Below are 23,604 nucleotides of genomic sequence, written 5' to 3' on the forward strand. Positions count from 1 at the left end.
CATAATGAGGGTGTCATGGTAGCGGTCCACCTATTGATTCAATCTGATACCCTGCAGCCGATGATGCCATGGCTGCTGCGCGATCCCTTCATCCTTCACCAGCCTGTCCCAGACAACGGATGAAATATCCGTCTGGCCCCGCCGGCGGAACTCCGGTTGCCGATCAATCGCTTCGCTTCTTGTAACATTCCCGTTCAGCAGCGATAGATGATCTTTTCTCACTGGCGCTTCCCCCTAATCACGTCCATGCCAAAAAAACTCCCCATAAAATAAAAGAACGCAAACCGGGATAAATTCCACAGTCTGCGTGCTTCGCAATGGGTAACATTTAATTAACCGTATTGTATCAATCTTGTCTATATTTGTCCAGACAAAGTTTCCCGATTTATGTCGGATGTTATCCTACCTGCTCGCAGGAACATAAGGATTCCGCTGCTTTTCATAGCCAATGGTTGTTCGAGGCCCGTGGCCGGAGTACACAACGACCTCATCCGCAAACGTATACAGCGTGTTCTGAATGGAATCAACCAAATCGCGTTCACGGCCGCCCGGAAGATCCGTTCGCCCAACGCCTAGACGGAACAGCACATCGCCGGAAAACAGATCATTTCCGCATTTGAAGCTCACGCTTCCCGGCGAATGGCCCGGTGTATGAAAGACCTTGAAGGTATGCCCGATCAGTTGCAGCTCCAGTCCATCGGCCAAATCGTACTCCGCCGGCTCGGTGGACAGCGGTCCGGTGACCTGAGGCCACATCAGCGAACCGTTAAGCTTTGGACTGGCCAGCCATTCGCTCTCCAAGGTGTGGAGATAAACAGGACAGTCCTTCAGCTTGCGGATCTCCTCGACGCCCCCCATGTGGTCAAAATGCGCATGGGTCAGCAGGATCGCTTCAATCTCCAAATCCGCTATTCGCTTCACGAGCGGCCCCGGGTTCATGCCAGGATCGATAATGATCGCTTTGCCTTCTACAGGCCCTGTCAGTAAATATGCATTCGTCTGAAGCGGTCCTAAATTAAAGGTCTCAATATGAAGTGTCATGATTAAAACCCTGACATCAGTTCACGCAATTCCTTAATGATGGCAGCGTGAAACTCATACCCTTCCCCGTAGGCTTGAATGATGCTTTGCCGCGTGACGGCAAGGTTGTCCTGATAGTCCGTTGCTTCACGATCCGGATTGTTCTGCTTGAACTCAATCATAAACTTCTGAACATGCGCCGGACGCGGTCCCCATGTGCCGAGGACATGTCCCCCGGTATCCGAAATGATCACAACCGGAATGGAACGGGCGCCCATGGTCAGGAACTGATCCATGACGTCCAGATTCTCTTCCATAATCAGCACTTCCGTCTCAATCCCCGCGGTCTCCATCGCACGGAATACGACAGGGATATTGCGCGCAACATCGCCGCACCAATCCGCTGCCAGAATGAGGACCCGTAGATCATCCCTGAAATTGAGGCTTTCAAAAAACGCTTTATCCTCTTCATTCTCCCATTTAAACTGCTCGTAGCCTGCCTTGAACGTATCCTGGTTCTTCTGCATGCCGTCCATGAATTGCTGCGGAGATATGCCCGTACCCAAATGATTTGCCATATTCATACTCATTCGTTATTTCGACCTCGCCTTCGCTGATTTTATCCATTTTATCAAAAAATAAAGAATCATGACGGCTAATGCGCCCAGCAGAATTTCCCGAACGTAAGGCCCTGCCTTCTCGTCGATATGCTCCCACTGGTCGCCCAGAAGCAATCCGAGGTATAAGAATAATGCCGTCCACGGAATAACCGCAAGGGTGGTCAACAGCGTAAACCTGCCCACATGCATTTTGGATATGCCCGCCGGGATGGAAATCGCATGTCTTACCACCGGTACAAACCGAGCCGTAAATATAACGCCGGTACCATACTTGCCGAACCATTCCTCGGCGTAGTCGATATGCTTCTTCTTAATCAGTATGTACTTCCCGTACTTCTCCAGAAAGGGTCTGCCCCCGTAACGGCCGATCCAATAAATGAATAATTGGGCGAGCACGCCGCCAACGGTACCAAAAATCATGGCACCGATAAAATGAACCTCACCCATGGAAACCAGATAACCGCCATAGGCGAGTACGATCTCGCTTGGGATGACCTCCACCATTAATCCGAGCATGATTCCGAAATAGCCCAGCTGCTGGATCCATTCAAACAGTCGGCCCACAGCCTCGTAAAAGAATTCCACGCTTGTCCCCCGCCTTCCTACTGCGTTGATTTCTAGTACTAGCCTATTCTAACACAGCCCGGGACATGCCTTCTACATGCCTTATAATGCGCCCAATTATGGGCGGTGCAGTGACTTTCGCCCGTTTCGGGACATATGGTGAAGCAAAGGAGTGAGTTAAAGCATGCATTCTCCCCATGCCAAACGACCGGGCAGCAAGCCCCCCTCCCCGCGCGGGATACGGCGGGCCTGCAGCAAAGAATTATACCGTACGACCAAGCGGCTCAAGCTGTACCTTCCTCCGGAAACCTTAAAGCAAGGAGAGGAATTGTATTATCGGAAGGTCATCGGAAACCTGATCTGGATTCACGAAAACTACAGCAACAAAAAACTGCTGTGCGACTGGTGGGAAAAAGACGTCTGCAGCGAGCTTGCCGAGCTCTGGCAGGTTCCGGAGCGCCAGCTGGCCTCCGCCTTTCGGGATGCCTTCGGGGGATGACATGGCCCCCCTCTTCCCCCTGTCACACCGTGAGAAATTACGACAAAAGGCTGCATTTGGATCGTCAACCGTAGATTGATAGGTCGGTCCATTCTACACCGTTCGTTCTAAGGCGAACCAGCAAAGCGTCGTCAACGCCATGCCGCCCTTCATGGTACCGCGTAATGTGGGGCAAGGTAAGTCGCCGCAATCGGTTGCGATTCGGCATGATTCGCCATAGGCTGTGCGGGGATAACGGATATCAGGGCTGCCTTGCGGCATGCTCCCGTTCTCCCCATGTCATCGTGTTATCGAAGCGGTTGGCCTGCCGAGCCGCAAGCACGGACAGATGAAAGCCACGGTCATTTCGAAAAGGATCAAGCTCATGAAGGGCAGCCGCAAGGAAGCGATAGCGCTTCAAGGTATCCCATCCGGCCCGGGCCGCCTCAACCGCTCCGGCGGAGTCTCCCGCCCTGCGGTGCCAGTCCGCAAGGGCGGCCAGCTTCAGCACGGCCCGGGTTTGCTTGACCGGATTGAAACGATCCAGTTCGATGCCCCTTTTGAACCATGCCGCCGCTTCCTCCGATTCGCCTCTTAGGGAATAACCTTCTGCCAGCTTCCAGCTTAAACCCGGGTGATTCGGCGCATGCACCATGCTTCGTTTCAGCAGCGGAATCTGCTCGCTTGGGGGAAGCCATGCCGAGAGCTTTATGGCCGCATCCGTATTGGCGGGGTTCCACTTTAACGAGGATCGGAGGAGCAGGATCTGCCGGCCTGGCGGCTCTGATACGGCCCATCGCTCTTGAAGCTCGCTGATGCCCAGCGCCGCGGCGAGAAAAGTCCAAGCCACGAGCGGGAGAATCGCCATAACCCTGAGCCGTCGCAGCAGGGAAGGGGCCCGCCCCCCTTCATAGCCGGCTTGCAGTTGATTCCATCGTTTGAACGGCCGGGTTAGCCGAGTTGCCATAGATCCATGCTGCGGCGCCTCATCGGGGGAACCCCCGGCCAAGCCCATTACCGTAAGCCACAATAGGAGCAGCCATACCAACCCGAAGCCCCAATCGAAATCCACTGACGCATGTCCGATCAGCACGAGGGCGGGGGGCATGAATCGGGAGCTTGCCGCGATGAGCCTCGCAACCATAAAGATAACCAAAATAAGGACAAGCAGCAGCCCAATGATTCCCGTATTCAACAGGATATCCATATATCCATTATGCACCTCGGCACCCACATAGGGCTGGGACTGAATGGCAAGGTAGGATTGCCGCCACGTCTCCCCTCCCCGTCCCAGCCACGGCGACGACCGGGCCAGCTGCCAGGCGTCGCTGTACATGAGGCGGCGCGCGCTGAGCGTTGCCGCGCCGCCCAGGGTCCGATCCTGCACCTGGAGCAGGATCACGACAACCGCTGCGGCTGCCAGCAAGGCCGCAGCTCCCAGGGCCCCGGGCGCGGCGTAACGCCGCCCGGGCCCCCCGCTGTGCCGCCAGCGGCACAGCAGCAGGCCGGCGAGGACGCCGCCGGCCCAAAGCCCGGCCAGCCACAGCAGGCCGGGCAGCACGGCTGGCGCCAGCCTGGCATCCGCCAGCTGGCGGTACAGCAGCGCCGCGCTCGCCACAGGCGCGGCGGCAGCCACAAGGAGCGGCGCCAAGGCACGCCGCTCCTTGGCGAAGCCGGCCGCGCACGCAAGAGCGGCCGCGAGCCAGGCGCCGCGCGACTCCGTCAGGAGCAGCGCGGCGGTATAGGGCGCAAGCGGCAGAAGCGCAGCCGCTGCGCGGAGCGTGCCCGTCCGGTTCCGCAGGACCGACGGCAGCGCGAACAGCCGCTCCAGCAAAAAGGCGGCCATCACCGCCCCGAACGTGTTCGGGTACTGAAGCAGGCCGCCGAGCCTCGCGCCGGTCGCGCTAATGTCCGCATCCGCCGTATGATAGATCCCATACGGCAGCTCCATAAGCCCGTATACGGCAAGCAAGGCGCTGCCGCACAGCACGGCGCCCAGCAGATGCCAGCCGGCATGCATGATGCGTAAGCCGGGGCCTGTACGGCACGCGCGCCAAGCAGCAATGGCAAAAGAACCATAGCTTCCCCACAGGATGATCTCCTTCATCGTGCCTTCCAGAGAGAGGGGGCGCCCTATCCCGTGAATGACGTAGATGAGAAGGATTGCGCAGATGCAGCCAAGAACCACCCGCAATTCTCTGTCCGAAGGAACCGCCTCCGGCAGTTTTCCCATGCCATGATTCTTCCCGCCTTGAACGGCACCGTGCCAAACGGCTCCCGTCATGAGCAGCAGAAGCACGCCGAAACCTGCTCCGATCCAATATATATCCTCGTCAAAAAACATTCCGCTCCGGATACTGGCCGCAAGCCCCAGCCCGATCAGCATCATCCCGCAAACACGATGCAGGGTATTCGATGCCATTACACCACGCCCCGTTCAAGAAAGAATGCGTAACCCTTCTCCGTTTCTGCCACTTGCACGCTCCCGCTCCTCCGCGTGCTGAACATGAAACCCGCCTAATAGCCATTGTGGACAAGGACGGTCGGCGTTATTCTTGATTCAATGTTGGCGATCACATCTGGTGCTGTAAGGGCCACACGATTCCCTGGATTAAGGCTTTGATTGCCATCGCAAGAAAAACTTCTATCGACGACGCACGTTCTTAGAAGAATGACCGCGTTTAGATGTTGATTTTGTTGCGATAACCGGAAGGCCGGCTCCGAAGTTCCTATTTTCCATTAAAAAAGCGATGAACGTGCGCGCTCGCACGTTCATCGCCAATCCGGTTCAACGCGATTCCATTTCCGTATTCGGGAGCAGGTCCTTGCAAGCCCGTTCAAGGTACGGCGAGGCGCTTAAAAAATCGCGAAACGCAGTATACTCCTGCCATAGTTTATTCCGGTCTCCGGCAGAACCGCTGACCGCACGGATCAAAATATTCTTGGGCGTATGTTCCATATCGATAAACTCCAGCAGCTGCGTCTTGTATCCCATCAGGTCGAGAAGCTTGGCCCGAATGGCGTCCGTGGCCAGCGCCGAGAAGCGTTCCTTCAGTATGCCGTGGGACATCAGCGGCTCCATGACTGGGCTCTGGACTTGGGCGAACAGCTCGTGCTGGCAGCAAGGCACCGACAGAATCACCGAAGCCCCCCAGCGGACCGCTTTTTCCAGCGCCGCATCGGTTGCGGTGTCGCATGCATGCAGCGTGACCACCATATCCACCTGCTCCAGTTCGTCATAATCCGCAATGTCGCCGACAAGAAACCGCAATTGGGTATAATTCAGTTTTTTCGCCAGCATACTGCAGTGTTCGATGACATTCGCCTTGAGATCCAATCCGACAATATTCAGCTTTCTGCGCGCGGTTACCGCCAAATAGTGATACAAGGCGAAGGTCAGATAGGATTTGCCGCAGCCGAAATCGACGATCGTAAGCGGACGGTCCTCCGGCAGATGAGGGAGGACATCCTCCACCATCTCCAAGAAGCGGTTGATCTGTTTAAATTTATCGTATCTGCGGGCAAATACTTTGCCATCCTCGCTCATGATGCCCAGCTCCACCAGAAACGGAACCGGCTCTCCCTCTTCAAGAATGTAGGTCTTTTTCCGGTTATGCGACAAATCCGTTTTGGTCTTCGAAGCGGATTTGGTCAGAATCGAAACCTTGTATTTCTTCGAAATCAGAACCTGATAGTCCGCTTCCGGCGTATAGATCATCGCTTGCCGGAATACATTTTCGAACATATCCAACAGTACGGCCTCCGCCTCATCCGCCGGCACATTCTGATGAGTGACCTTGGTTGCGGAATAATAAGCGAACTGATAGTGCAGCTTGTTCTTGAGCTCTACGGGCTTAACCGTTACTTTGCTGTAGGTCATGCCTTCCCGCTTGCGAAGCTGGCTTAGCGTAGCCGTAATCAATGATGCTTCTTCCATGATGTTATGAATCAATTTTCTTAATGCATCCAAAAGAGTACATCTCGCTTTCTTTTATGTTATAGACAGGTTAATCGAGGCCGGGAAACGATTTGTCTCCGTCCGCAACCGCATGTGGAAAACGGCGGCGGAGCTCGTCCATTCCTTCCTCGACTTCCTCCAGCGGAAGCCCGCCTTTTGCCAAATCCTCGGGCCGTTTCTGCTGCAATCTTTGATAGAACCTTACGCCTTCGTCATATTCGATCTTACGGCTATCCAGCAACTGGTACAGGGTATTCTCCGCTTCCGCGAACATCCCCTGCTGCTCCGTATACGCATAATAATCCAGCATCGCCGTTTCGGGCCACGCGTAAGCCCTTAAACGTTCTTTCAGCAGACCGATCCGTTCCGTCAACCCGATCAGTTTCGGATCCGCCCCTTGCAGGGCTGACTTCAAATATAACTGAAAGACCTTGGTATAGAGCATAACGGCTTCTTCTTCGCGCTCAAGCTCGAGCAGCAGCGATGCTTCCTCTTCCATCAGCCTTGCGGCACTCTGCAGCTTGTCCGCTTCCAGATAACCATGATTGCGAAAGAGCTGCTCGATATCGGCTGCGGACAAGGAGCGAAGCAGCCCTGAATTCAGCCGGAACTGCCGTTTAAAAAGCTCATCCAGCTCCCATAAAGCTTCGGTATGCTTGCGCTCCTGCTTGAGCGAAAACACTTTGGCTATCATCTGTGTCATATCCTCAATAAGCCGCACAAGATAATCCCTACGAAACATGCACTCGCCCCCAATCTGCATCCGTGCCGGATGCAGCAAATTGTTGACCTCATCTTTAACCTTCCGGCAATTCCCACTGCCGAGGACTTAGGACCGGCATGCCAGGCAGCTTCGGTGAATCCCCTGCAGGTGCATTCATGCCGGGTCTATTCCAATCCGGATCACGATTAAATTGTAGGCTATCCGGGACCAGAATTCCAGTAGCCGCCCTCCTGCCCGTTCACGCTTTGTTCAGGGCGGGGTCCGGAAACGATGGAGGGTCCACTGCAACTGCAGCCCGCAATGCAATAAACGGATACCCCGCAATAGGAGTATCCGTTTATTATAAACGATATGGATTTATTCTTGCTCCAGCCGTCCCATGAAAGAGGAAATGACTTCGCCGAGCTTCTCGGGCGTCTCCATCATACTCATATGACCCGCGCCCTCGATCACGATCCGGGTTACGTTGTCATGGTCTGTGGTAAAGGTGCGCTCCGCCGGAATCAAGCCGTCCTTCTCTCCTGCTACAAGCAGGATCGGCAGCGTGGATGCCGAGAGCACATCGCGCCGGTCCGGACGCTCGCGCATGGCCAGCGCCGCCCCTATCGCACCTTGCGGTGGCGTAAGGTAACCGATCTCCTTCGCCCGCTGAATGCATTCCGGCTTGGTTTCCTTCGTATCCGGAGCAAACAGGCCCGGCACCAATCCGTCAACAAAAGCCGTAATGCCCTCCCCTTGGATGGTGCTGACCGCTTTCACCCGTTTCTCCTTCGCTTCATCCGAATCCGGATAGCCCGTAGAATGGATCAGGCCAAAGCCGTTCAATCGAGAAGCGTAGCGCTGGGCGAAGGAGAGCGCTATATATCCTCCGAGGGAATGACCGAGCAACGCCGCCTTCGGAATATCGAGCTCATCCATCAATAGCAGGACGTCGTCCGCCATTTGTTCGATGGTATACGATCCCATCGGTGCATCAGACCGCCCGTGACCCCGGAGATCCGGTACAATGACTCTGAAACCTTGAAGATATGGCAGTACCTGTTCCCAATAGGCGGAGCTTCCGCAGAAACCGTGAAGCAGAATGACCGGCTCACCTTGTCCCTGATCCACGTAGCAAATCGTGCTGCCGTTGCATTGTACTTTTTCCATAGCGATACCCTTCTTTCTATTCAGCGATGCCCTAGGATAGACACCCATTATTTTATAAAGAATGAACTATTATTAAACAAAAACAACCCCGGTTGAAACGCGTGTCTTACGGCCTAAGGCCAAAGGCCGCAGCGGCTTGCTTCGCTATCTGCTCCGCCATTCCCATGACCTGGTAAAGGGACGTCACTTGGAGGGTCCAATACGGCTTCGGTCCATGAACGTTCACGACCGCCGCCACGCTGTAGTCTCCCACTGCCGGCAACTTCCCGCCGACGGATTGGGCCGGCGCCAGCGGACCTTCGCTTGCAAAGAAATAACCGACGGAAGAGGATTGTCCCAAGCAAGCATCAATGGCAATAACCACCTGATCCTCGGGTATGCCTTGAAGCTTTGCCTCAAGATTGAAAGCATCACAGGGTTCGGGCAGCGTTCCGATCACCTGCGGAAAACCGTATTCCACAAGCCGGCTTCCAGTCAACGGACCGAGCGCATCACCTGTGGAACGGTCGGTGCCAATACATAAAAATACGATGCTGCCCAGCGCATGGCGCCGCGAAATCCCCAGAAAAAAACCGGCCAGTTCATGGCCCGACATCTTGGCTTTGGCAGCATGCACGCTTGGCGTCTTGCCGGCTTGTTCGCTCATGACGGACCTCCTTGATTAAATGGTTCGATGATTAGCATCGCTGACGGTGAAGCGTTTTTTTCTGATTTTAACCTATCTTCCTCACCGATGGCAAAAACATTGGTCGAGCCGCACGCTAACATGTTACAATACAGGGATGAAAATCGTAAATCCGCCTAAGAGAGGATGGTGTTATTCCATGGATTTGAGTGAAAAATCCCAAGCCAATGTCGAGTATATGATCGAACAGATTAAAACGAAGCTACGGATGGCTACAGGCGCTGCCATGCAGGCCTCTGCCTTCTCGGTTAACCAATATGATGATATTTATGATCTGTACGATATGGTCATGAATAAACAGAATCTTAGTATTTCGGAAGTGGAAGCCGTTGTATCCGAGCTTGGACAGCTCCGCGGAAACCAGTAGGACTGTATCTTCACGTACTTTGAGTGTATTCTTTAGAAGCGCTTTTGTCATGACAAAAGCCCCGGGTACTTGCGAATCTCGCAAATCCCGGGGCTTTCTGTTTACGTTATGGCATATCGATAAGGACCATTTCCGAGCTCCCCTCACTGGAGTTCCCCCGGAAGGTCAACTCATGACGACGCTGTATCCTTGCCGCATCGCCCGCCTTAATATCGAATACGCCGTCTTCCGATGATATTTCGACATGACCGTTTATGACATATAGATGCATTCTACGATCCCCGGCCAGACTGTACGTCAGTTCTTGTCCGGTCTCCAGTATGCTGCTGTACATCACAACATCCAGCGACTGGGGCAGGCTCGACTTACCATTGCCTGAACCGATGATCGGAAGCATCTGGTTCAATTGCTGTTCTTTTGTAAAATTGCTTTGGTGGTGACTGGTCTCAAGGCCCGGCTCCGCGGGCAGAAACCACATTTCCAGATAGCGTACGTCCTCCGAAGAGGAGGCATTCCTCTCGGCATGGTACACGCCGGAGCCTGTATTCACGACATGAATCGTACCGGGCGTAAGCTCCATGAGCTTCCCTGTATCATCTTCATACGTCAACGTGCCTTCCAGCACCAAATGCACAATCACCAAATCATGATGAAACCTTCGATCAAACCCCTCCATCGGTTGGAGAACATATTCATTATGCGCCAGAAGGCTTCCAAAGTGCTCGTTATGCGGGTCTATATAATCACCAAAAGAAAAGCTGAATTCGCTGTGAATACCGTCTTCATGGGTAGTATGTCTTTCCGCTGCCGTCATGATTTTAATCATGGCCGGTCACCTCCGCCTTTTTTACTATTCAATACCCCGGCGGTTTCCGGTCTAATCAGTCGCCTTTAAGCGTGGAGCAGCTTAAATCCGGTTTCTACCCTGCCTACTCGAAGACCCTCATCATTATATAAATCCTTAGGATATGCAGCTTTCAGCCGTTCGATGGTCGCTTTGCTGCCATAGCCGATTTGTTCCAATATGGACTCCGCGATCCAGCCCCATTCTTCCTCGGAGCCGTCCGAAATTTTGAAAGAGATGCCGAGCCGCTCCTTCTTAAGACCGAAACAGTACACTCCCTTGAAGCCGCCCTTGGCCACAATATTAGGATCTTCCAGAAGAAGGGTATCCACTTTGTGTTTACCCGCCACCATATAAGGGGCTGCATGCATGGCCTTCGTGATTTGCATGACCGCTTTTCGCGTCGGCTCGTCCTCTATGAGGTCCGGGCATGCAAGCTTCATGTAGGCTGTTGCCAAAGCGCGGAGCGGCATGGCGAATACCGGCAGTCCGCATCCATCGGTTCCCAGTTTAACATCGCCGGGAGCCAATCCCGCCAAATAGGCGACCGTCCGAAGGATTTCCTGCTGCAGCGGATGTTCCGGCTGATCGTATCCCGTCAACGGATATCCCGCCATCTGGCAGTAGGCCAGCATGCCATAATGCTTGCCGGAGCAGTTATGGTACCATTTACTTTTATCGCCGCCGCCTCGCAAAAGTGTTTCTTTGCTTCCTTCGTCCAGCGGCCAGCTGGATGCGCACACCATGTGGGTTTCGCTGATGCCCGCCTTGCGTGCAAAACGCTCCAACACTTCCACATGAGCCTGCTCCGCACGATGCGAAGCCGTCATGATCGCAATTTCCTCATCGGACAGTCCGTAATGATCGGCCAGCCCGCCGCGAATAGAAGGAATCGCCTGCATCGGCTTGGCCGAAGAACGCGTAAATGCGACATAATCCGGATCTCCCGCATAAGCCTCGACCTTACCTTGTTCATTCACAATACATATATGTCCATTGTGGACGCACTCCAAGATGTCCGCCCGATATTCCTTCACCAATACACTGTCCATGTTGAATAACTCCTTCTATATACCGTCTGTTACGTATGATGCCTTGAGAAGCCTGTATGCTTGCATCTCTCCGAGATCACGCTTATTCGAGAATGATTGCAAATCTGTATTCAGTATAGTACAAAAAACTGCAATTGACAGCAGGATACGTTCCATAGAGGACGGACATTTCATTTATCTCCCGTTTTGCACGTCTCCTGTTTCATGGTGTGGCCTTGCGTTTAATTACGAGATAAGCAAGCCCACTCGAAACACATTGCTCTGAAAAAGGAGGCGATCGTATGTGGGGAATCATCATCAGCATCGTGATGGCAATCATCATCGGGATAATCGGGGATGCGCTGGTCGGTCATGAAATGCCGGGCGGAATTATCGGTTCCATGATCGCAGGTTTCATAGGCGCATGGCTCGGACCGTGGCTCTTCGGAGCATGGGGTCCTGTCATAGGCGGATTTGCCATTGTACCCGCAATCATCGGTACGGCCATCTTTGTATTCCTGCTCGGTCTTGTTGCCAAGTTGTTTAGACGCACAGCCTGATTCTCGTGTTTATATTCATTTTTATATTAACTAAAAGGAGTGAAAGTTATGAATAACGCAGAACAAGAATACCCAGTACAAAGCGGTTCCACATTCTTCAAAGGTGCTTTTATCGGTGCCTTGGTCGGAGCGGCGGCAGCTCTGTTGTTCGCTCCAAAGCCAGGCCGCGAGCTTCGCGGGGATTTATCCGAGAAGCTGAGCATGGTGTCGGATAAAACCAAAGAAGTCGCTTATACCGTAGGCGATAAAGCTTCTGAACTGGCAAAAACGGTAGGAAGCAAAGCCTCCGATGTCATGGCCACCGTGAACGAAGGCCGCCAAAGCATTATGTCCAGCGTCAAGGAAGCATCGGCAGACGTGTCGAGCGAGGTTTCAAGTGCTTCCAAAGATGTGAAGGATAAAGCGATGGACACCTCTTCCGAAGTCAGCCGTGAAATGAAAACGACAACGAATTATTAATTCGTAGGGTCACGAATAGCCAGCTGACGCAGCTGGCTATTTTTGTGCCAGATCCGGCACGTTGTCTTATCAACATCGTATGGATTCCGAAGTGAAATGAAACGGCGCATCTGCCTGGAAAGCGGGGATATTTCATGAGTAAAGCAAACCCATATCATGGCGGCTCCGGCTTCTCAACCCGAAGCGGCAGTCGTTCGACACGAAACGAGGAACAACGAGTGCAATCCGAATCATCCAGGGAAAGACACTCGAAAGAGGCGGATGAGGTGCAGGAGCATCCCTTTGAGCTTAGGCACGAAGTGAAGAAATTGAACACGCGACTGGACAAAATCGCCGCTACGCTGGAGAAGTCCGAAATGAAGGACATGATCGATAATTACATGAATCCCAAGAAACGCATCATTGCCAACCTCACTGCCGGCCTGGCCCGGGGGTTGGGCTTAACCCTTGGCACGGCTCTCGTGCTGGGTCTTCTGGGTTATATTCTCAGCTTCTTTGTCAATGTGCCGATGATAGGGGATTTCATCTCGAACCTGCAGGGATATATTGAACAATCCAAATCCTAATTCGTCTCTTTTACCTGAACAAGCCCGGTACCTTTAACGGTTACCGGGCGATTGTGATGAGTTATTGCTGCACTGCTTATGCAAGCGTGTACTTCGTACTCAAATATTCCTGTTTTTGGACTTTACTTGAAGCAGGTCCCCCGTCCATCCCTTCGCACGCATCCAAAGGTACATCCCTCCGGTCCAGAGCAGGGTGAAGCCAATGACTGCCGTGAAGCCCCAGAACGTCTTAATGCCGGGCAAGTTCTCGAAATTCATGCCCCATACGGCTCCGATCACGGTTGCCGGTGTGAATACGACCGTAAAGATGGTCAAGGTCTTCATGATTTCATTGCCGCGGAACGCCGAGATGGCATCATCTATGGATACCAGCGTATCGATTTCGCGCTCATAGTGATAAATCAGCCTTTCCATTCTTTCTACTCGATGCAGGAGCTGTTGAAACGAGCGGCTGGCATCCAGCTCGCCGTGATACCCCTCCTTCGCCGCAGCGATCAGCTCCTGAAAAGGAATAAACAGGTTGCTCCATTCCAGCAGCTCAAACCTTGACGAGAGAATGTTATCCATTAAAGATCTTCGGTTGCGTGTACGCATATCCTTTTCGACAAGACGCAGGTTATGTTCGAATTGATCCATTCCTGCATGGTAATAATGCAGAATGGCCCGGGCTAATACAAACAGGCCGTCTACGGGCCGCTCGCATTGATGAAGCATCGAGGCTCTATCGGCCTTGGCCATCACGCTGCGGGTATGCCCATCCAAATTAATGGTGATCAGCACTTGAGCATCCACATAGAAATAGAACTGTTCCGACTTATGATGCTCGTGTTCATTCGTAACCTTATAAAGCATGGACCCCATAATGACCGCCTCCACCCCATCCTTGAAACGAACGGATAAGTAATTCCGGTCCTTTAACGACGGTGCCAGATTAAACCATTCGGCTGTATAAGGATAGCGTGACCGAAGCTCGCCGATCCAGGAGGATTGCCAGTTATCGGTTCGGACATCGTGCCATTGCCACCCCCCTGCAAAATCATAAATATCCTGACCTTCTGTCGTATCCGGCCCAAGCATGATTTCCTTGCCACTCCCTTCGATAAATACGGATATTAGGTTCAAAAAAGGCACGCATTCCCGTGATGGAGGAAGCGTGCCTTATGTTGCTATACGTCTGTCTCTACGAAGCTTGTCCATATCAATACGAAGAATTGGACATGATTTGCTTCAGTTTTTCCGTTGCCCGCTTCTGGATACGCGAGACACTCATTTGCGACACGCCTAACCTTTGAGCGATCGCTCGTTGGGACTGCCCCTCCTGAAATGCCAGCAGCAGCACCTTCTGCTCCTGCTCCTTCAGCTGGCTCATCGCCTGTTGAAGATCCATGCGCTTCTCGACGGAATCAAAGTCATTCACGTCCGAACTGATCAGCTCTCCAAGCGTTGCCCCGGTTTCTTCCTGAGACAATGGGGAATCCAATGATACATAATGATAGCATTCCCTTCCCGCCAACACTTCAACGGTTTCCTCAACGGAAAGATCCAGGTAGGATGCAATCTCATTCACATCAGGAGATCGTTCAAGCTTCACCATTAATTCATCAATCGCTTGCTGGACCAAGGCCCCCTTCTCCTTGATTCGTCTTGGCACTTGAATGTACCATGATTTATCGCGGAGGAAGTTTTTCATATGCCCGATCATACTCTTCATGGCGTAGGGCTCAAACGGAATCCCCAGGCTAATGTCGTATTGCTGAAGCAAACGGATTAATGCCATTTGACCAACCTGATATAAATCCTCATACAGATCGGGCCGATTCCGGGCAATTTTGCCTGCTGCCATCTTGACCATCGGTTCATATTTTTTAATCAGCACCGTTGCGATATCGTTATCCTTCGTCTGCTGATACTGTTCTATTAAATGAACTGCTTCATCTCTGGACTCTTGGGGAGTCGCCTTATCACTCATACTGGCTCCTCGCTTCTTGCGAGCCGCTTCGTCAGCGTAACCTCGGTTCCCTTTCCAGCCTGGTTTGTCACGCTCACCTCGTCCATAAGCGCCTCCATCAGGTAGAAGCCAAGTCCTCCGATTTGGACCTCGCTGAGATCTTTATCATGAAGTGTACGATCGCCAACCGCCCCCACACTGTCGAAACTCTCCCCTTCGTCTCTGACCGTAATGGATAGCGACTCGCCGGTCACTTGAAATAAAACCTCTACCATTCCGCCTTCCTGGCTATAAGCATATAGAACCGAGTTGTTACAGGCCTCCGACACCGCAACCTTCATATCTTCGATCTCTTCATAGGAAAAGCCCATCTTGGAAGCTATCCCGTATAGATTCAATCTTACAATATCCACGTATTCAGCACTGGCAGGCAAATTAAGTGTTATTCTTTGTACATCTGAATTCATTCTTTTCGATCCTTTCCTATTGGGAATTCTTCTTACGACTGAAAGAACTTCGCAATACCCGTCATATCGAACAGCTTTTGAATTTGCGGCGGAACTTCCTCAACTGCAAAGCGTGCTTCCATGCCATGTCTGGCTTTCAGTATCGACAGAAGAATACCAATGCCCGTACTATCAATATATGTCATGTCCTTCATGTTGACGATCAAGTCTACTTCGGAATTGCCGACAAGAGGCTCCATTACCAATCGAAAATCCGGAGCGACGGACAAATCAAGTTCACCGCTCAAAAATACAGTGCATACGCCCTCGTTCATTTGGGTCTTGGCATTGAACTTATCATTCGTTTTTGTATTCATAGACACTCTCTCCCAATAATTTGTTTTCCCTTTACATAACCCGTTATCTCGCTTGTTGAAACAGGTTAACGAGGGATAAAGACGCGCTAATATATGGAAAACGATACATTCACTAGCCGTTGATGATCCGGACTTGGCTTGGGCTGATGCCCCACCCGTCCGGCTCTACCGGCATATAACGGGATATCAGGTGCTTTACACAGCTGATTTTGACCGGTTTGCTGATATATTCATTCATGCCGGCATCAAAGCAGCGCTTCTGAATCCCGTCCATGACATTGGCTGTCATCGCAATGAGTACGGGAGCGTCCGCTTCCGGCTTCATCTGGCGGATGAGGCGAGCGGCCTCCAAACCGTCCATGACCGGCATTTGCAAATCCATAAAGATCATGTCGTAAGCTTTAGGCCCGGCAGCCATCTCAACGGCCTGCCTGCCGTCTTCGGCCATATCCGCAATCATTCCCATCTTTTCAAGCATGCTCTCCATCAGCTTTCGATTAATCGGATGGTCGTCCACGATCAGAATGTTCGGCTGTCTTCCCCCATGCACCCGATATTTGTCCGAATGTTCCTCTTCCCGTAGCCGAGGATGCTCCTCCTCATGCGTGTGAACGCAGATCGTGAATACGAAGGTGGCTCCCTCCCCTTCCTTGGAGTCAACCTCGATCTCTCCGCCCATCATCTGCACAAGCGATTTACAGATCGCTAGCCCCAGACCTGTTCCGCCGTAGCGTCTGGTCATCGAGGAATCCAGTTGAGAGAACGGCTTGAACAGCCGGTCAAGCTTCTTCGATGAGATACCGATTCCCGTATCTTTTACCGTGAATTCAAGCGTTAATCGATTCTCTTCAGCCTTGGCAAGCGAAACAACCAAATACACGCCGCCCTCATTCGTAAATTTTACGGCATTGGATACCAAATTCACCAATACTTGACGCAGGCGCCCCATATCGCCGAATACCATCGAAGGGATTTGATCCTCGATATAATACGTAAGCTCCAGGTTTTTCTTGGAGGCTTCTCCGGAGAACAAACCGAACACTTCCTGAACGCAGGACTTAAGATCAAACGGATATTCCTCCAGCTCCATTTTGCCGGATTCCATCTTGGAGAAATCCAGAATGTCATTAATGATGTTAACCAAGGCATCCGCACTGTTGCGGATAATCGTGGCATATTCACGCTGTTCATCCTGAAGCTCGCTGTCCATCAGCAAATCAATCATCCCGATGACGCCATTCATCGGCGTTCGGATCTCATGACTCATCATCGCCAGAAACTCGGTTTTGGCTTTGGCGGCAATCTCGGCTTCTTCCTTGGCCAGCACTAGCTCTTGATTAATCTTTTCCAGTTCCTGAGTCTTCTGGTGTAATTGCGCGGACTGGATCTTCAGCCTGTTATTGGTCCGATACATATCGACAAAACCCTCGATCTTGGATTTCAAGATTTGAGGGATGAAGGGTTTAACCATATAGTCGATTGCACCGGCGGAGTATCCCGCAAAAAGATGCTCCGCGTCCTTGCTGTTTGCGGAAATGAATATTATCGGAATATCCTTTGTCTTGTCTCTCGCCTTGATCAGCCTTGCCGTTTCAATGCCGTCCATGCCGGGCATTTGGACATCAAGAACAATCACGGCAAAATCATACTTCAAGAGATATCGCAAAGCCTCTTCGCCCGAAGTAGCTTTAATGAGCGTGTATTGTTCGCTGTCCAGAACAGCTTCGAGTGCAAGTAAGTTTTCAGGGCGGTCATCTACCAACAGAATATGAATCGGTTCGTGAAACCCCATGAGATCCTCCTACAAAACTTCTATTTAATCTTTCGATAAATTTTCTCGACGCGGTCCAGTGTCTCATAAGCTTCGCTATAATTCGTAAAGTGTATGGACTCTTTGGCGCCCAGGACGAGAATACCGAAATGGCTTAGACTCTCGTGAAACAATCCGTGCACGTGATCCCGCAGCTGGTCATTAAAATAAATCATGACATTCCGGCAAAAAATCACGTTAAACTCGTTAAAGGAACGGTCCGTTGCCAAATTGTGCTCGGCAAATATCATGTTTTTCTTCAAAAACGGCTGAAAAATAACCGAGTTGTACTTCGCGGTATAGTATTCGGAGAACGAGCGGGTACCGCCCGCCTCCAAGTAATTCTTCGTATATTGCTTCATGCGTTTGATATCGAATACGCCTTCCTTGGCCTGCTGGAGCGAACGCGAATTCATGTCCGTCGCATAAATCCGGGATTTTTCATACAACCCCTCTTCATGAAGCAAAATGGCCATGGAATACACTTCTTCTCCGGTTGAGCAGCCTGCATGCCAAATCCGTATATACGGATACGTACGAAGCAATGGAACCACCGACTGCCTGAATGTCAGGAATAGTTTCGGATCCCTGAACATTTCCGTAACAGGAATCGACAAATTATATATGAGCCGCTCAAAACATGAACGGTCGTGCAGTACTTTGTCTTGGAGGGCAGAAATCGTGGAAACACCCTCTGCATGAACATGATGCCAGATTCTCCGCCTCAACGAAGGAATGGCGTAATTTCGAAAATCGTAACCATAGAATCGATGAATGCCATCCAAAAGAAGTTCAATCTCGATTTGTTCCAGTTCACGCTCGCTATTCTCTGTCAACAACAGTTGTTCTGATTCCATATGGTCACTAGATGACATTACGCTTGCACCGCTTTCCGAGTGTTTATTTGCTACTTGTACTTTACCCACAAAAGCGGCTTACGAATACAACCAAACCCTCATTAGGGAAAGAAGTTGCTCTGTCTGAATCGGCTTCTTCATATAATCGGAAGCACCCGCTTCAATGCATTTCGCGCGGTCCTCTTTCATGGCTTTGGCCGTCAGGGCAATAATCGGCAATTTGTCGAATTCCGGCATTTCGCGTAAGCGGCGCATCGCCTCATAACCGTCCATCTCCGGCATCATCATATCCATTAACACCAGATCGAAATCCGGATTCTGCTGAAGGAGCTCGATCGCTTCCCGGCCGTTCTCGGCAAAGGTTACTTCCATATTGTATCCCTCCAGCACGCTGGAGAGGGCAAACACGTTGCGGATATCGTCATCCACAAGCAGAATTTTCTTGCCCTCAAACAGTTCTTCCTTGTTGTGCAGCTTCTGCAGGATTTTACGTTTGTCCTCCGGCAAATCGGCCTCAACCCGATGCAGGAACAGCGTCGTTTCATCCAAAAGCCGTTCCGGGGACTTCACGTCCTTAATGATGATGGACTCCGCATATTTGCGAAGCTGCATCTCTTCCTTCGAATCCAAATCCTTGCCGGTGTAGATAATAATAGGCAGATCCACCAGGTTCTCGTCATCGCGAATTTGGTCAAGCAGTTCAAAGCCTGTCATATCCGTCAGCATCAGATCAAGCACCATGCAATCATAGCGCTGCTTACGCAGCTCGCTGAGCGCCTCGGCGCCTGTGGATGCCGCCGTAATCGACACATCGTCATGGCCGATCAATTCGATAATGGAATTCCGCTGAATATCGTCATCCTCGACAATCAAGAGATGTTTCATCGATTTTTCCGCATAGGATTGGATATGCGTAAACGCGTCCTCCAGCGCTTCCCGGCTTGAAGGTTTCTTCAGGTAAGCGATCGCTCCCATCATTAAGCCTTGCTTCACTTCATCCACAACGGAGATGACATGCACCGGAATATGGCGGGTAACCGCAGAGCTCTTCAGCTCGCCCATGACGGACCAGCCGTCGATTACCGGGAGCTGGATATCCAGAATGATGGCATCCGGTCTGTACGACTTGGCCATCTCCAGTCCGATGTCACCCTGCAGTGCGACCAAAGCCTTGAAGCCGCGGCCTCTGGCCATATCGAGCAGGATTCTGGCAAACTTCACGTCATCCTCAATGATGAGCAGCACTTTATCCGTCGGCCCGAGCTGGTTACGATCATCGTCTACCTGTATGGCAGGCTGAACCTCTTTCGTAACCATCTTGGCTTTCGGTACGATCAGAGAGCTCTCCGGCGGTGCCTCCATCGCTGCGGCCGCTTCCTTCGCACCGTCAGCCACTTCTGGATGGCTTGCCGGCAGGAAGAGGGTGAAGCAGCTTCCTTTGCCTTCCTCCGATTCAACCGTAATGCCCCCGCCCAACAGGCGGGAAAGCTCGCGGCTGATGGAAAGGCCAAGCCCGGTCCCGCCGTATTTGCGGCTAGTGGTACCGTCTACCTGCTGGAAGGCTTCAAAGATCAGATCCGTTTTGTCTGCCGGAATGCCGATTCCGGTATCTTTGACAGCGAAGGCCACATAGTCCGATTCGGCATTTAGGTAAACCGGAAGCTTGTCCTTGTCGGCCTTTTCCACCTGCAGCTCGACAGAGCCGCTATTCGTAAACTTGAAAGCATTCGATAACAGGTTGCGCAGAATTTGCTTCACGCGATGACTGTCCGTCACGATGCTTTGCGGGATATCCTCTTCAATATGCACGCCCAAATTGATATGCTTGCGCGATGCCACCGCGGCGAAATTCTGCTCCACGAAGGCTTCGATATCCGGAAGCTGGACGTCTTCATAGTTGATTTTCATTTTCCCGGCGTCCACTTTCGATAAGTCGAGAATTTCATCAATCATTTTGAGAAGGTCGGAGCCCGACATGTAAATCGTCTGTGCATATTCAATCTGCTTGGAGCTTAGGTTCCCATCCTTGTTCTCAGACAGAAGCTGCGACAATATCAGCAGGCTGTTAAGAGGGGTGCGCAGCTCGTGGGACATGTTCGCCATGAACTCCGACTTGTATTTGGTTGTAATCGAGAGCTGCTTCGCTTGCTGCTCGAGCTGCACTCGCGCCTTCTCGATTTCATCGTTCTTCTCTTCCACTTCCTGCACTTGCTCCTCAAGCGCACGCGTCTTGGCAACAAGCTCGGTATTGTAGTGCTCCAGCTCTTCCTGCTGGCGCTGCAGCAGGTCCTCGGAACGCTTGAGGGCATTGGTCTGCTCCTCCAGATTCTCGTTGGTACGGCGAAGCTCTTCCTGCTGCGTCTGCAGTTCTTCGGATTGAACCTGAAGCTCCTCGGTCATGGCCTGGGATTCGCGCAGCAGCTGCTCTACCCGCAGTCGGCCTGTGATGTTGTTCAGAATGATCCCGAGGGACTGGCTTAGCTGAGACATCAACTGCTCCTGCAAAGATGTCGTTTCCTCGAACGAAGCCAACTCGACGACGCCCAGCACTTCATTCTCGAACAGAATCGGGTAGATCATAATGGATACGGGCTTGGAAGCTCCCCAAGCGGATTCCACCTTCATGTAGTCATCCGGCGCGCTTTTCAGTACGACCGGTTTCTTGTCGAGCGCCGCCTGGCCTACAAGCCCTTCCCCGATCATGAACGCAACCTTCGGCTCTTCTCCGCCTTCATGGGCATAGGAGCCTTTCATCTCCAATTTGTTCGGATGTTTGTCTTCCTGACGGATATAGATGGCTCCGTAATGAGCTCCCAAGATCGGCGTGAATTCGCTGATGAACCGCTGGCCGACCTCTTCCAGGGAATTGATTCCTTCCAGCAGCTCGGTGACTCTGGCCATGTTAGAGTTCAGCCAGGATTGATCACGCTGCGCCTGGAGATAGGTCTCCTCGATGCGCTGCTTCTCGATGATGTCTTCGGACAAGTCTTTGAATACTCGAGCTACGTCCCCAAACTCGTCCTTGGACGTAACCTTGATACGGCGGATGGCCTTCAGCCTGCCTTCGCCGAAGCTCTTCAGCATCATGGAGACCACGTTGATGCCCCGGGTAATGCTTGGGAGAATCCATAGAATGACCAACATTCCGATAAGAAGCCCGCCGGCCATGATGTAGATGAATATTTGCACGGAGCGGTCGTAAGCGGCTTTCGCTGCGGCTATATCATCATTGATCTTCTGATTCTCGTAGCTGCTAAGCTCGTTCAGGCTGATCAGCATCTCCTCCTGGACTGATTGCCCGGTGGAATTACGGAGTGCGTTGGCCCCATCTGCGTCGCTGGTAGAGAGCAGTTCCAGCGTCTTGTTCTGATACACAATATATTCGTTAACCGCACGCTCGATCCGGACCAGCAATTGCTGTTCCTCTGCAGTATTTACGCTTTCCTTGATGGCCCTAAAATACTCCTCCGTCTGCGCCGTCATCGTCTCGATTTCCTGTTTGGACACCGTATACGTAGACGGATCGTTGCTCAGGATCATATTCGTAAGCTCTCGCGCCATATTGTTGACTTCTCCGCGCATGCCGCTGGAGTTTCGCACCTTCTGGTAACGCTCCTGATAGATTTGGTCCATCTGGTTGTTCATATAACTGATCCGGTCGTACCCGATCAGAGTCAATACCAGCATAAGCGCCAGTAATGTTGTAAACCCAATGACTAACTTGCTCTTAAGCTTCATTGATTGGTTTCCTCTCCTTTTTTAAGAGATATCCAAACCAGGCATTTATCGTCCTCTCGCTCCTGCGATGGATCATCCACAAAATACTGTTCCTTCATTTCGTCTTCTCTCCAATGGTGAGGGCCGCCCAAATGCGTCTTCAGGTAATCCAGTTTCTCGTCATGTCCGCCCTCTACCAGTTCGAGCAGGCCATCCGTATACATAACCAAATGACCTTCGCCTTCATAATGAAAGCTTCTTGGCTCCATGTCCTCGATCCGGTCGAACAAGCCAACCGGGCAGCAACCTTGATCCAGCGTCATGACCTCGCCGTCCTCTTTGAAGAACAGAGCCGGGGGATGTCCTGCGTTGACATAGTCCACCCGCTTCAAACGAGTGTCCACGACAAGATAGATGGCCGTAAAATAGTACTGAATCAGCTGTTCGCCCAGGTTCAACTGATTGAATCTGCGATTCAATTCTTGAACCACCTTCTCCGGTTCAACATAAGTCGTCACCGTATCCTTCAGCACCGAAGCGATGAACATGCAAAACAGGGACGAAGTAATCCCGTGTCCCATCATATCCAGCAGAATCACGCCATAACGTCCGTCGCCTAGCGGAAACCATGCATACAAATCTCCAGCAAGCTCTGCCGAGGGCTGGTACAGGGCATGAATCTCCAGCTGTTCATCTTCGATGGGCGAGCTTAACACGGCATTCTGAACCATGGCCGCAAGCTTCAATTCCGCCTGGACCCGCTGTTCCCTTTCAATATGCCAGTCTTTCTCGTGCTTCAACCGAAGCGCGAGGCGTATCCGCGCCATCAGCTCCACCTTGTTGATCGGTTTCGTGACGTAATCGACGGCACCGGCATCCAGCGCTTCCGCCAGCTTCTTCGAATCTCCGACGGCGGTGACCATAATGATCGGTATATCTTTCAAATGCTCGTATTGCTGAACAATACGGCAAGCTTCTATTCCATCCATCTCAGGCATCATCATATCGAGCAGCACCAAATCGATATCCGCCCTACGGGGATTCGGATCATGGCTGCGATCGCCGATCCCCAAGTGTTCCAGCATTTCCAGGGCTGAAGATGCAGATAGTGTATTTTGATAATTTTCCTTCTTCAAGATTTCTCGAATAATAATGACGTTAGTCGGATTGTCATCTACGATTAATATTCTCATTGCCCTCTCCTTTAACGTTACGGCTTATGCGGCAGAAATCCTTTTCCTACTATTATACTATAATAACCCTATGATCATTTGCCATAGAAAAAGGTTCTCAAGCTTGAATCTTCCACTTTTAATAGATATATGGAACATTCTTTTAAAACATAGATAAGGAATGAGACGTCAATAGTCTCATTCCTTATCTATGTTTTAAGTCCTATAACTCCTATGTCGAATCAGTGCCAG

24 protein-coding genes are annotated in these 23,604 nt (G+C 51.7%); 5 read left to right on the forward strand and 19 right to left on the reverse strand.

All coding sequences use genetic code 11. From position 1 onward, the window contains the following. Window positions 1-30: 30 nt before the first annotated feature. The 4 genes from GYMC10_RS27400 to GYMC10_RS27415 all read right to left on the reverse strand — a co-directional run bounded on the left by GYMC10_RS27400 (window position 31) and on the right by GYMC10_RS27415 (window position 2,225). Entirely contained in the window at window positions 31-222 is a 192-nt protein-coding gene (locus tag GYMC10_RS27400; protein WP_015737463.1) for a hypothetical protein, read from the reverse strand. A 180-nt stretch (window positions 223-402) separates the two neighbouring features. Continuing rightward, entirely contained in the window at window positions 403-1,041 is a 639-nt protein-coding gene (locus tag GYMC10_RS27405; protein ID WP_015737464.1) for an MBL fold metallo-hydrolase, read from the reverse strand. A gap of 2 nt (window positions 1,042-1,043) precedes the next feature. Continuing rightward, window positions 1,044-1,610, reverse strand: coding sequence for a thioredoxin family protein (locus tag GYMC10_RS27410; protein WP_015737465.1), 567 nt, complete (start codon window positions 1,608-1,610; stop codon window positions 1,044-1,046). A gap of 3 nt (window positions 1,611-1,613) precedes the next feature. Further along, a complete protein-coding gene (locus GYMC10_RS27415; RefSeq protein ID WP_009594089.1) occupies window positions 1,614-2,225 on the reverse strand; it encodes a DedA family protein in 612 nt (203 codons plus the stop codon). Window positions 2,226-2,388: 163 nt separating this feature from the next. On the opposite strand from GYMC10_RS27415, the gene GYMC10_RS27420 reads away from it, so the two are divergent. After that, on the forward strand, window positions 2,389-2,703 hold the full coding sequence (locus tag GYMC10_RS27420) for a hypothetical protein (protein WP_015737466.1): 315 nt from the start codon (window positions 2,389-2,391) through the stop codon (window positions 2,701-2,703). Between the two features lie 241 nt (window positions 2,704-2,944). Here GYMC10_RS27420 and GYMC10_RS27425 read toward each other — a convergent pair whose 3' ends face one another. The 5 genes from GYMC10_RS27425 to yyaC form a co-directional block, all read right to left on the reverse strand. Next, window positions 2,945-5,104, reverse strand: coding sequence for an O-antigen ligase family protein (locus tag GYMC10_RS27425; RefSeq protein WP_041622060.1), 2,160 nt, complete (start codon window positions 5,102-5,104; stop codon window positions 2,945-2,947). Window positions 5,105-5,470: 366 nt separating this feature from the next. After that, complete coding sequence (locus GYMC10_RS27430) at window positions 5,471-6,652, reverse strand: class I SAM-dependent methyltransferase (protein WP_015737468.1); 1,182 nt, start codon at window positions 6,650-6,652, stop codon at window positions 5,471-5,473. Window positions 6,653-6,689: 37 nt separating this feature from the next. After that, window positions 6,690-7,382, reverse strand: a complete 693-nt coding sequence (locus GYMC10_RS27435; RefSeq protein ID WP_015737469.1) for a DUF6483 family protein — start codon at window positions 7,380-7,382, stop codon at window positions 6,690-6,692. Between the two features lie 339 nt (window positions 7,383-7,721). Further along, window positions 7,722-8,513, reverse strand: coding sequence for an alpha/beta fold hydrolase (locus GYMC10_RS27440; RefSeq protein WP_015737470.1), 792 nt, complete (start codon window positions 8,511-8,513; stop codon window positions 7,722-7,724). A 106-nt stretch (window positions 8,514-8,619) separates the two neighbouring features. Next, a complete protein-coding gene (gene yyaC, locus GYMC10_RS27445; RefSeq protein ID WP_015737471.1) occupies window positions 8,620-9,159 on the reverse strand; it encodes a spore protease YyaC in 540 nt (179 codons plus the stop codon). 178 nt (window positions 9,160-9,337) lie between these two features. Here yyaC and GYMC10_RS27450 point away from each other — a divergent pair, with 178 nt between their 5' ends. Beyond that, on the forward strand, window positions 9,338-9,565 hold the full coding sequence (locus GYMC10_RS27450) for a DUF1128 domain-containing protein (protein WP_015737472.1): 228 nt from the start codon (window positions 9,338-9,340) through the stop codon (window positions 9,563-9,565). Between the two features lie 106 nt (window positions 9,566-9,671). Here the strand turns inward: GYMC10_RS27450 and GYMC10_RS27455 are convergent, their stop codons facing one another. Then, the gene (locus GYMC10_RS27455; protein WP_015737473.1) at window positions 9,672-10,391 is read right to left on the reverse strand and encodes a pirin family protein; all 720 of its coding nucleotides are present in this window, start codon (window positions 10,389-10,391) and stop codon (window positions 9,672-9,674) included. A gap of 65 nt (window positions 10,392-10,456) precedes the next feature. After that, the gene (locus GYMC10_RS27460) at window positions 10,457-11,461 is read right to left on the reverse strand and encodes an asparaginase (protein ID WP_015737474.1); all 1,005 of its coding nucleotides are present in this window, start codon (window positions 11,459-11,461) and stop codon (window positions 10,457-10,459) included. Between the two features lie 281 nt (window positions 11,462-11,742). Here GYMC10_RS27460 and GYMC10_RS27465 point away from each other — a divergent pair, with 281 nt between their 5' ends. The 3 genes from GYMC10_RS27465 to GYMC10_RS27475 all read left to right on the forward strand — a co-directional run bounded on the left by GYMC10_RS27465 (window position 11,743) and on the right by GYMC10_RS27475 (window position 13,025). Continuing rightward, window positions 11,743-12,000 carry a GlsB/YeaQ/YmgE family stress response membrane protein gene (locus GYMC10_RS27465; protein WP_015737475.1) on the forward strand — a complete coding sequence of 86 codons (258 nt, stop codon included), beginning with the start codon at window positions 11,743-11,745 and terminating at the stop codon, window positions 11,998-12,000. A 48-nt stretch (window positions 12,001-12,048) separates the two neighbouring features. Continuing rightward, complete coding sequence (locus tag GYMC10_RS27470; RefSeq protein WP_009594054.1) at window positions 12,049-12,459, forward strand: YtxH domain-containing protein; 411 nt, start codon at window positions 12,049-12,051, stop codon at window positions 12,457-12,459. Between the two features lie 134 nt (window positions 12,460-12,593). Beyond that, entirely contained in the window at window positions 12,594-13,025 is a 432-nt protein-coding gene (locus GYMC10_RS27475; RefSeq protein ID WP_036663874.1) for a DUF5665 domain-containing protein, read from the forward strand. Window positions 13,026-13,124: 99 nt separating this feature from the next. Here the strand turns inward: GYMC10_RS27475 and GYMC10_RS27480 are convergent, their stop codons facing one another. From GYMC10_RS27480 to GYMC10_RS27515, 8 genes are all read right to left on the reverse strand, one after another. Continuing rightward, window positions 13,125-14,102, reverse strand: coding sequence for a magnesium transporter CorA family protein (locus GYMC10_RS27480; RefSeq protein WP_015737477.1), 978 nt, complete (start codon window positions 14,100-14,102; stop codon window positions 13,125-13,127). Window positions 14,103-14,223: 121 nt separating this feature from the next. Then, window positions 14,224-14,994, reverse strand: coding sequence for a sigma-70 family RNA polymerase sigma factor (locus GYMC10_RS27485; RefSeq protein ID WP_009594120.1), 771 nt, complete (start codon window positions 14,992-14,994; stop codon window positions 14,224-14,226). Then, window positions 14,991-15,440, reverse strand: a complete 450-nt coding sequence (gene rsbW, locus GYMC10_RS27490; protein WP_015737478.1) for an anti-sigma B factor RsbW — start codon at window positions 15,438-15,440, stop codon at window positions 14,991-14,993. The genes GYMC10_RS27485 and rsbW overlap by 4 nt, the downstream gene beginning before the upstream one ends. A gap of 32 nt (window positions 15,441-15,472) precedes the next feature. Then, window positions 15,473-15,796 (reverse strand): STAS domain-containing protein, encoded by a 324-nt coding sequence (locus GYMC10_RS27495; protein ID WP_009594079.1) that lies wholly within the window; start codon window positions 15,794-15,796, stop codon window positions 15,473-15,475. A gap of 112 nt (window positions 15,797-15,908) precedes the next feature. Further along, entirely contained in the window at window positions 15,909-17,588 is a 1,680-nt protein-coding gene (locus tag GYMC10_RS27500) for a response regulator (RefSeq protein ID WP_015737479.1), read from the reverse strand. 20 nt (window positions 17,589-17,608) lie between these two features. Beyond that, complete coding sequence (locus GYMC10_RS27505) at window positions 17,609-18,463, reverse strand: CheR family methyltransferase (protein ID WP_015737480.1); 855 nt, start codon at window positions 18,461-18,463, stop codon at window positions 17,609-17,611. A 78-nt stretch (window positions 18,464-18,541) separates the two neighbouring features. After that, a complete protein-coding gene (locus GYMC10_RS27510) occupies window positions 18,542-22,201 on the reverse strand; it encodes a response regulator (protein ID WP_015737481.1) in 3,660 nt (1,219 codons plus the stop codon). Beyond that, on the reverse strand, window positions 22,198-23,373 hold the full coding sequence (locus GYMC10_RS27515; RefSeq protein ID WP_015737482.1) for a PP2C family protein-serine/threonine phosphatase: 1,176 nt from the start codon (window positions 23,371-23,373) through the stop codon (window positions 22,198-22,200). Before GYMC10_RS27515 ends, GYMC10_RS27510 begins: the two co-directional genes overlap by 4 nt. Window positions 23,374-23,604: the final 231 nt, after the last annotated feature.

The sequence above is a fragment of the Paenibacillus sp. Y412MC10 genome (genome assembly GCF_000024685.1).
Classification (GTDB): Bacteria; Bacillota; Bacilli; order Paenibacillales; family Paenibacillaceae; genus Paenibacillus_AQ; species Paenibacillus_AQ lautus_A.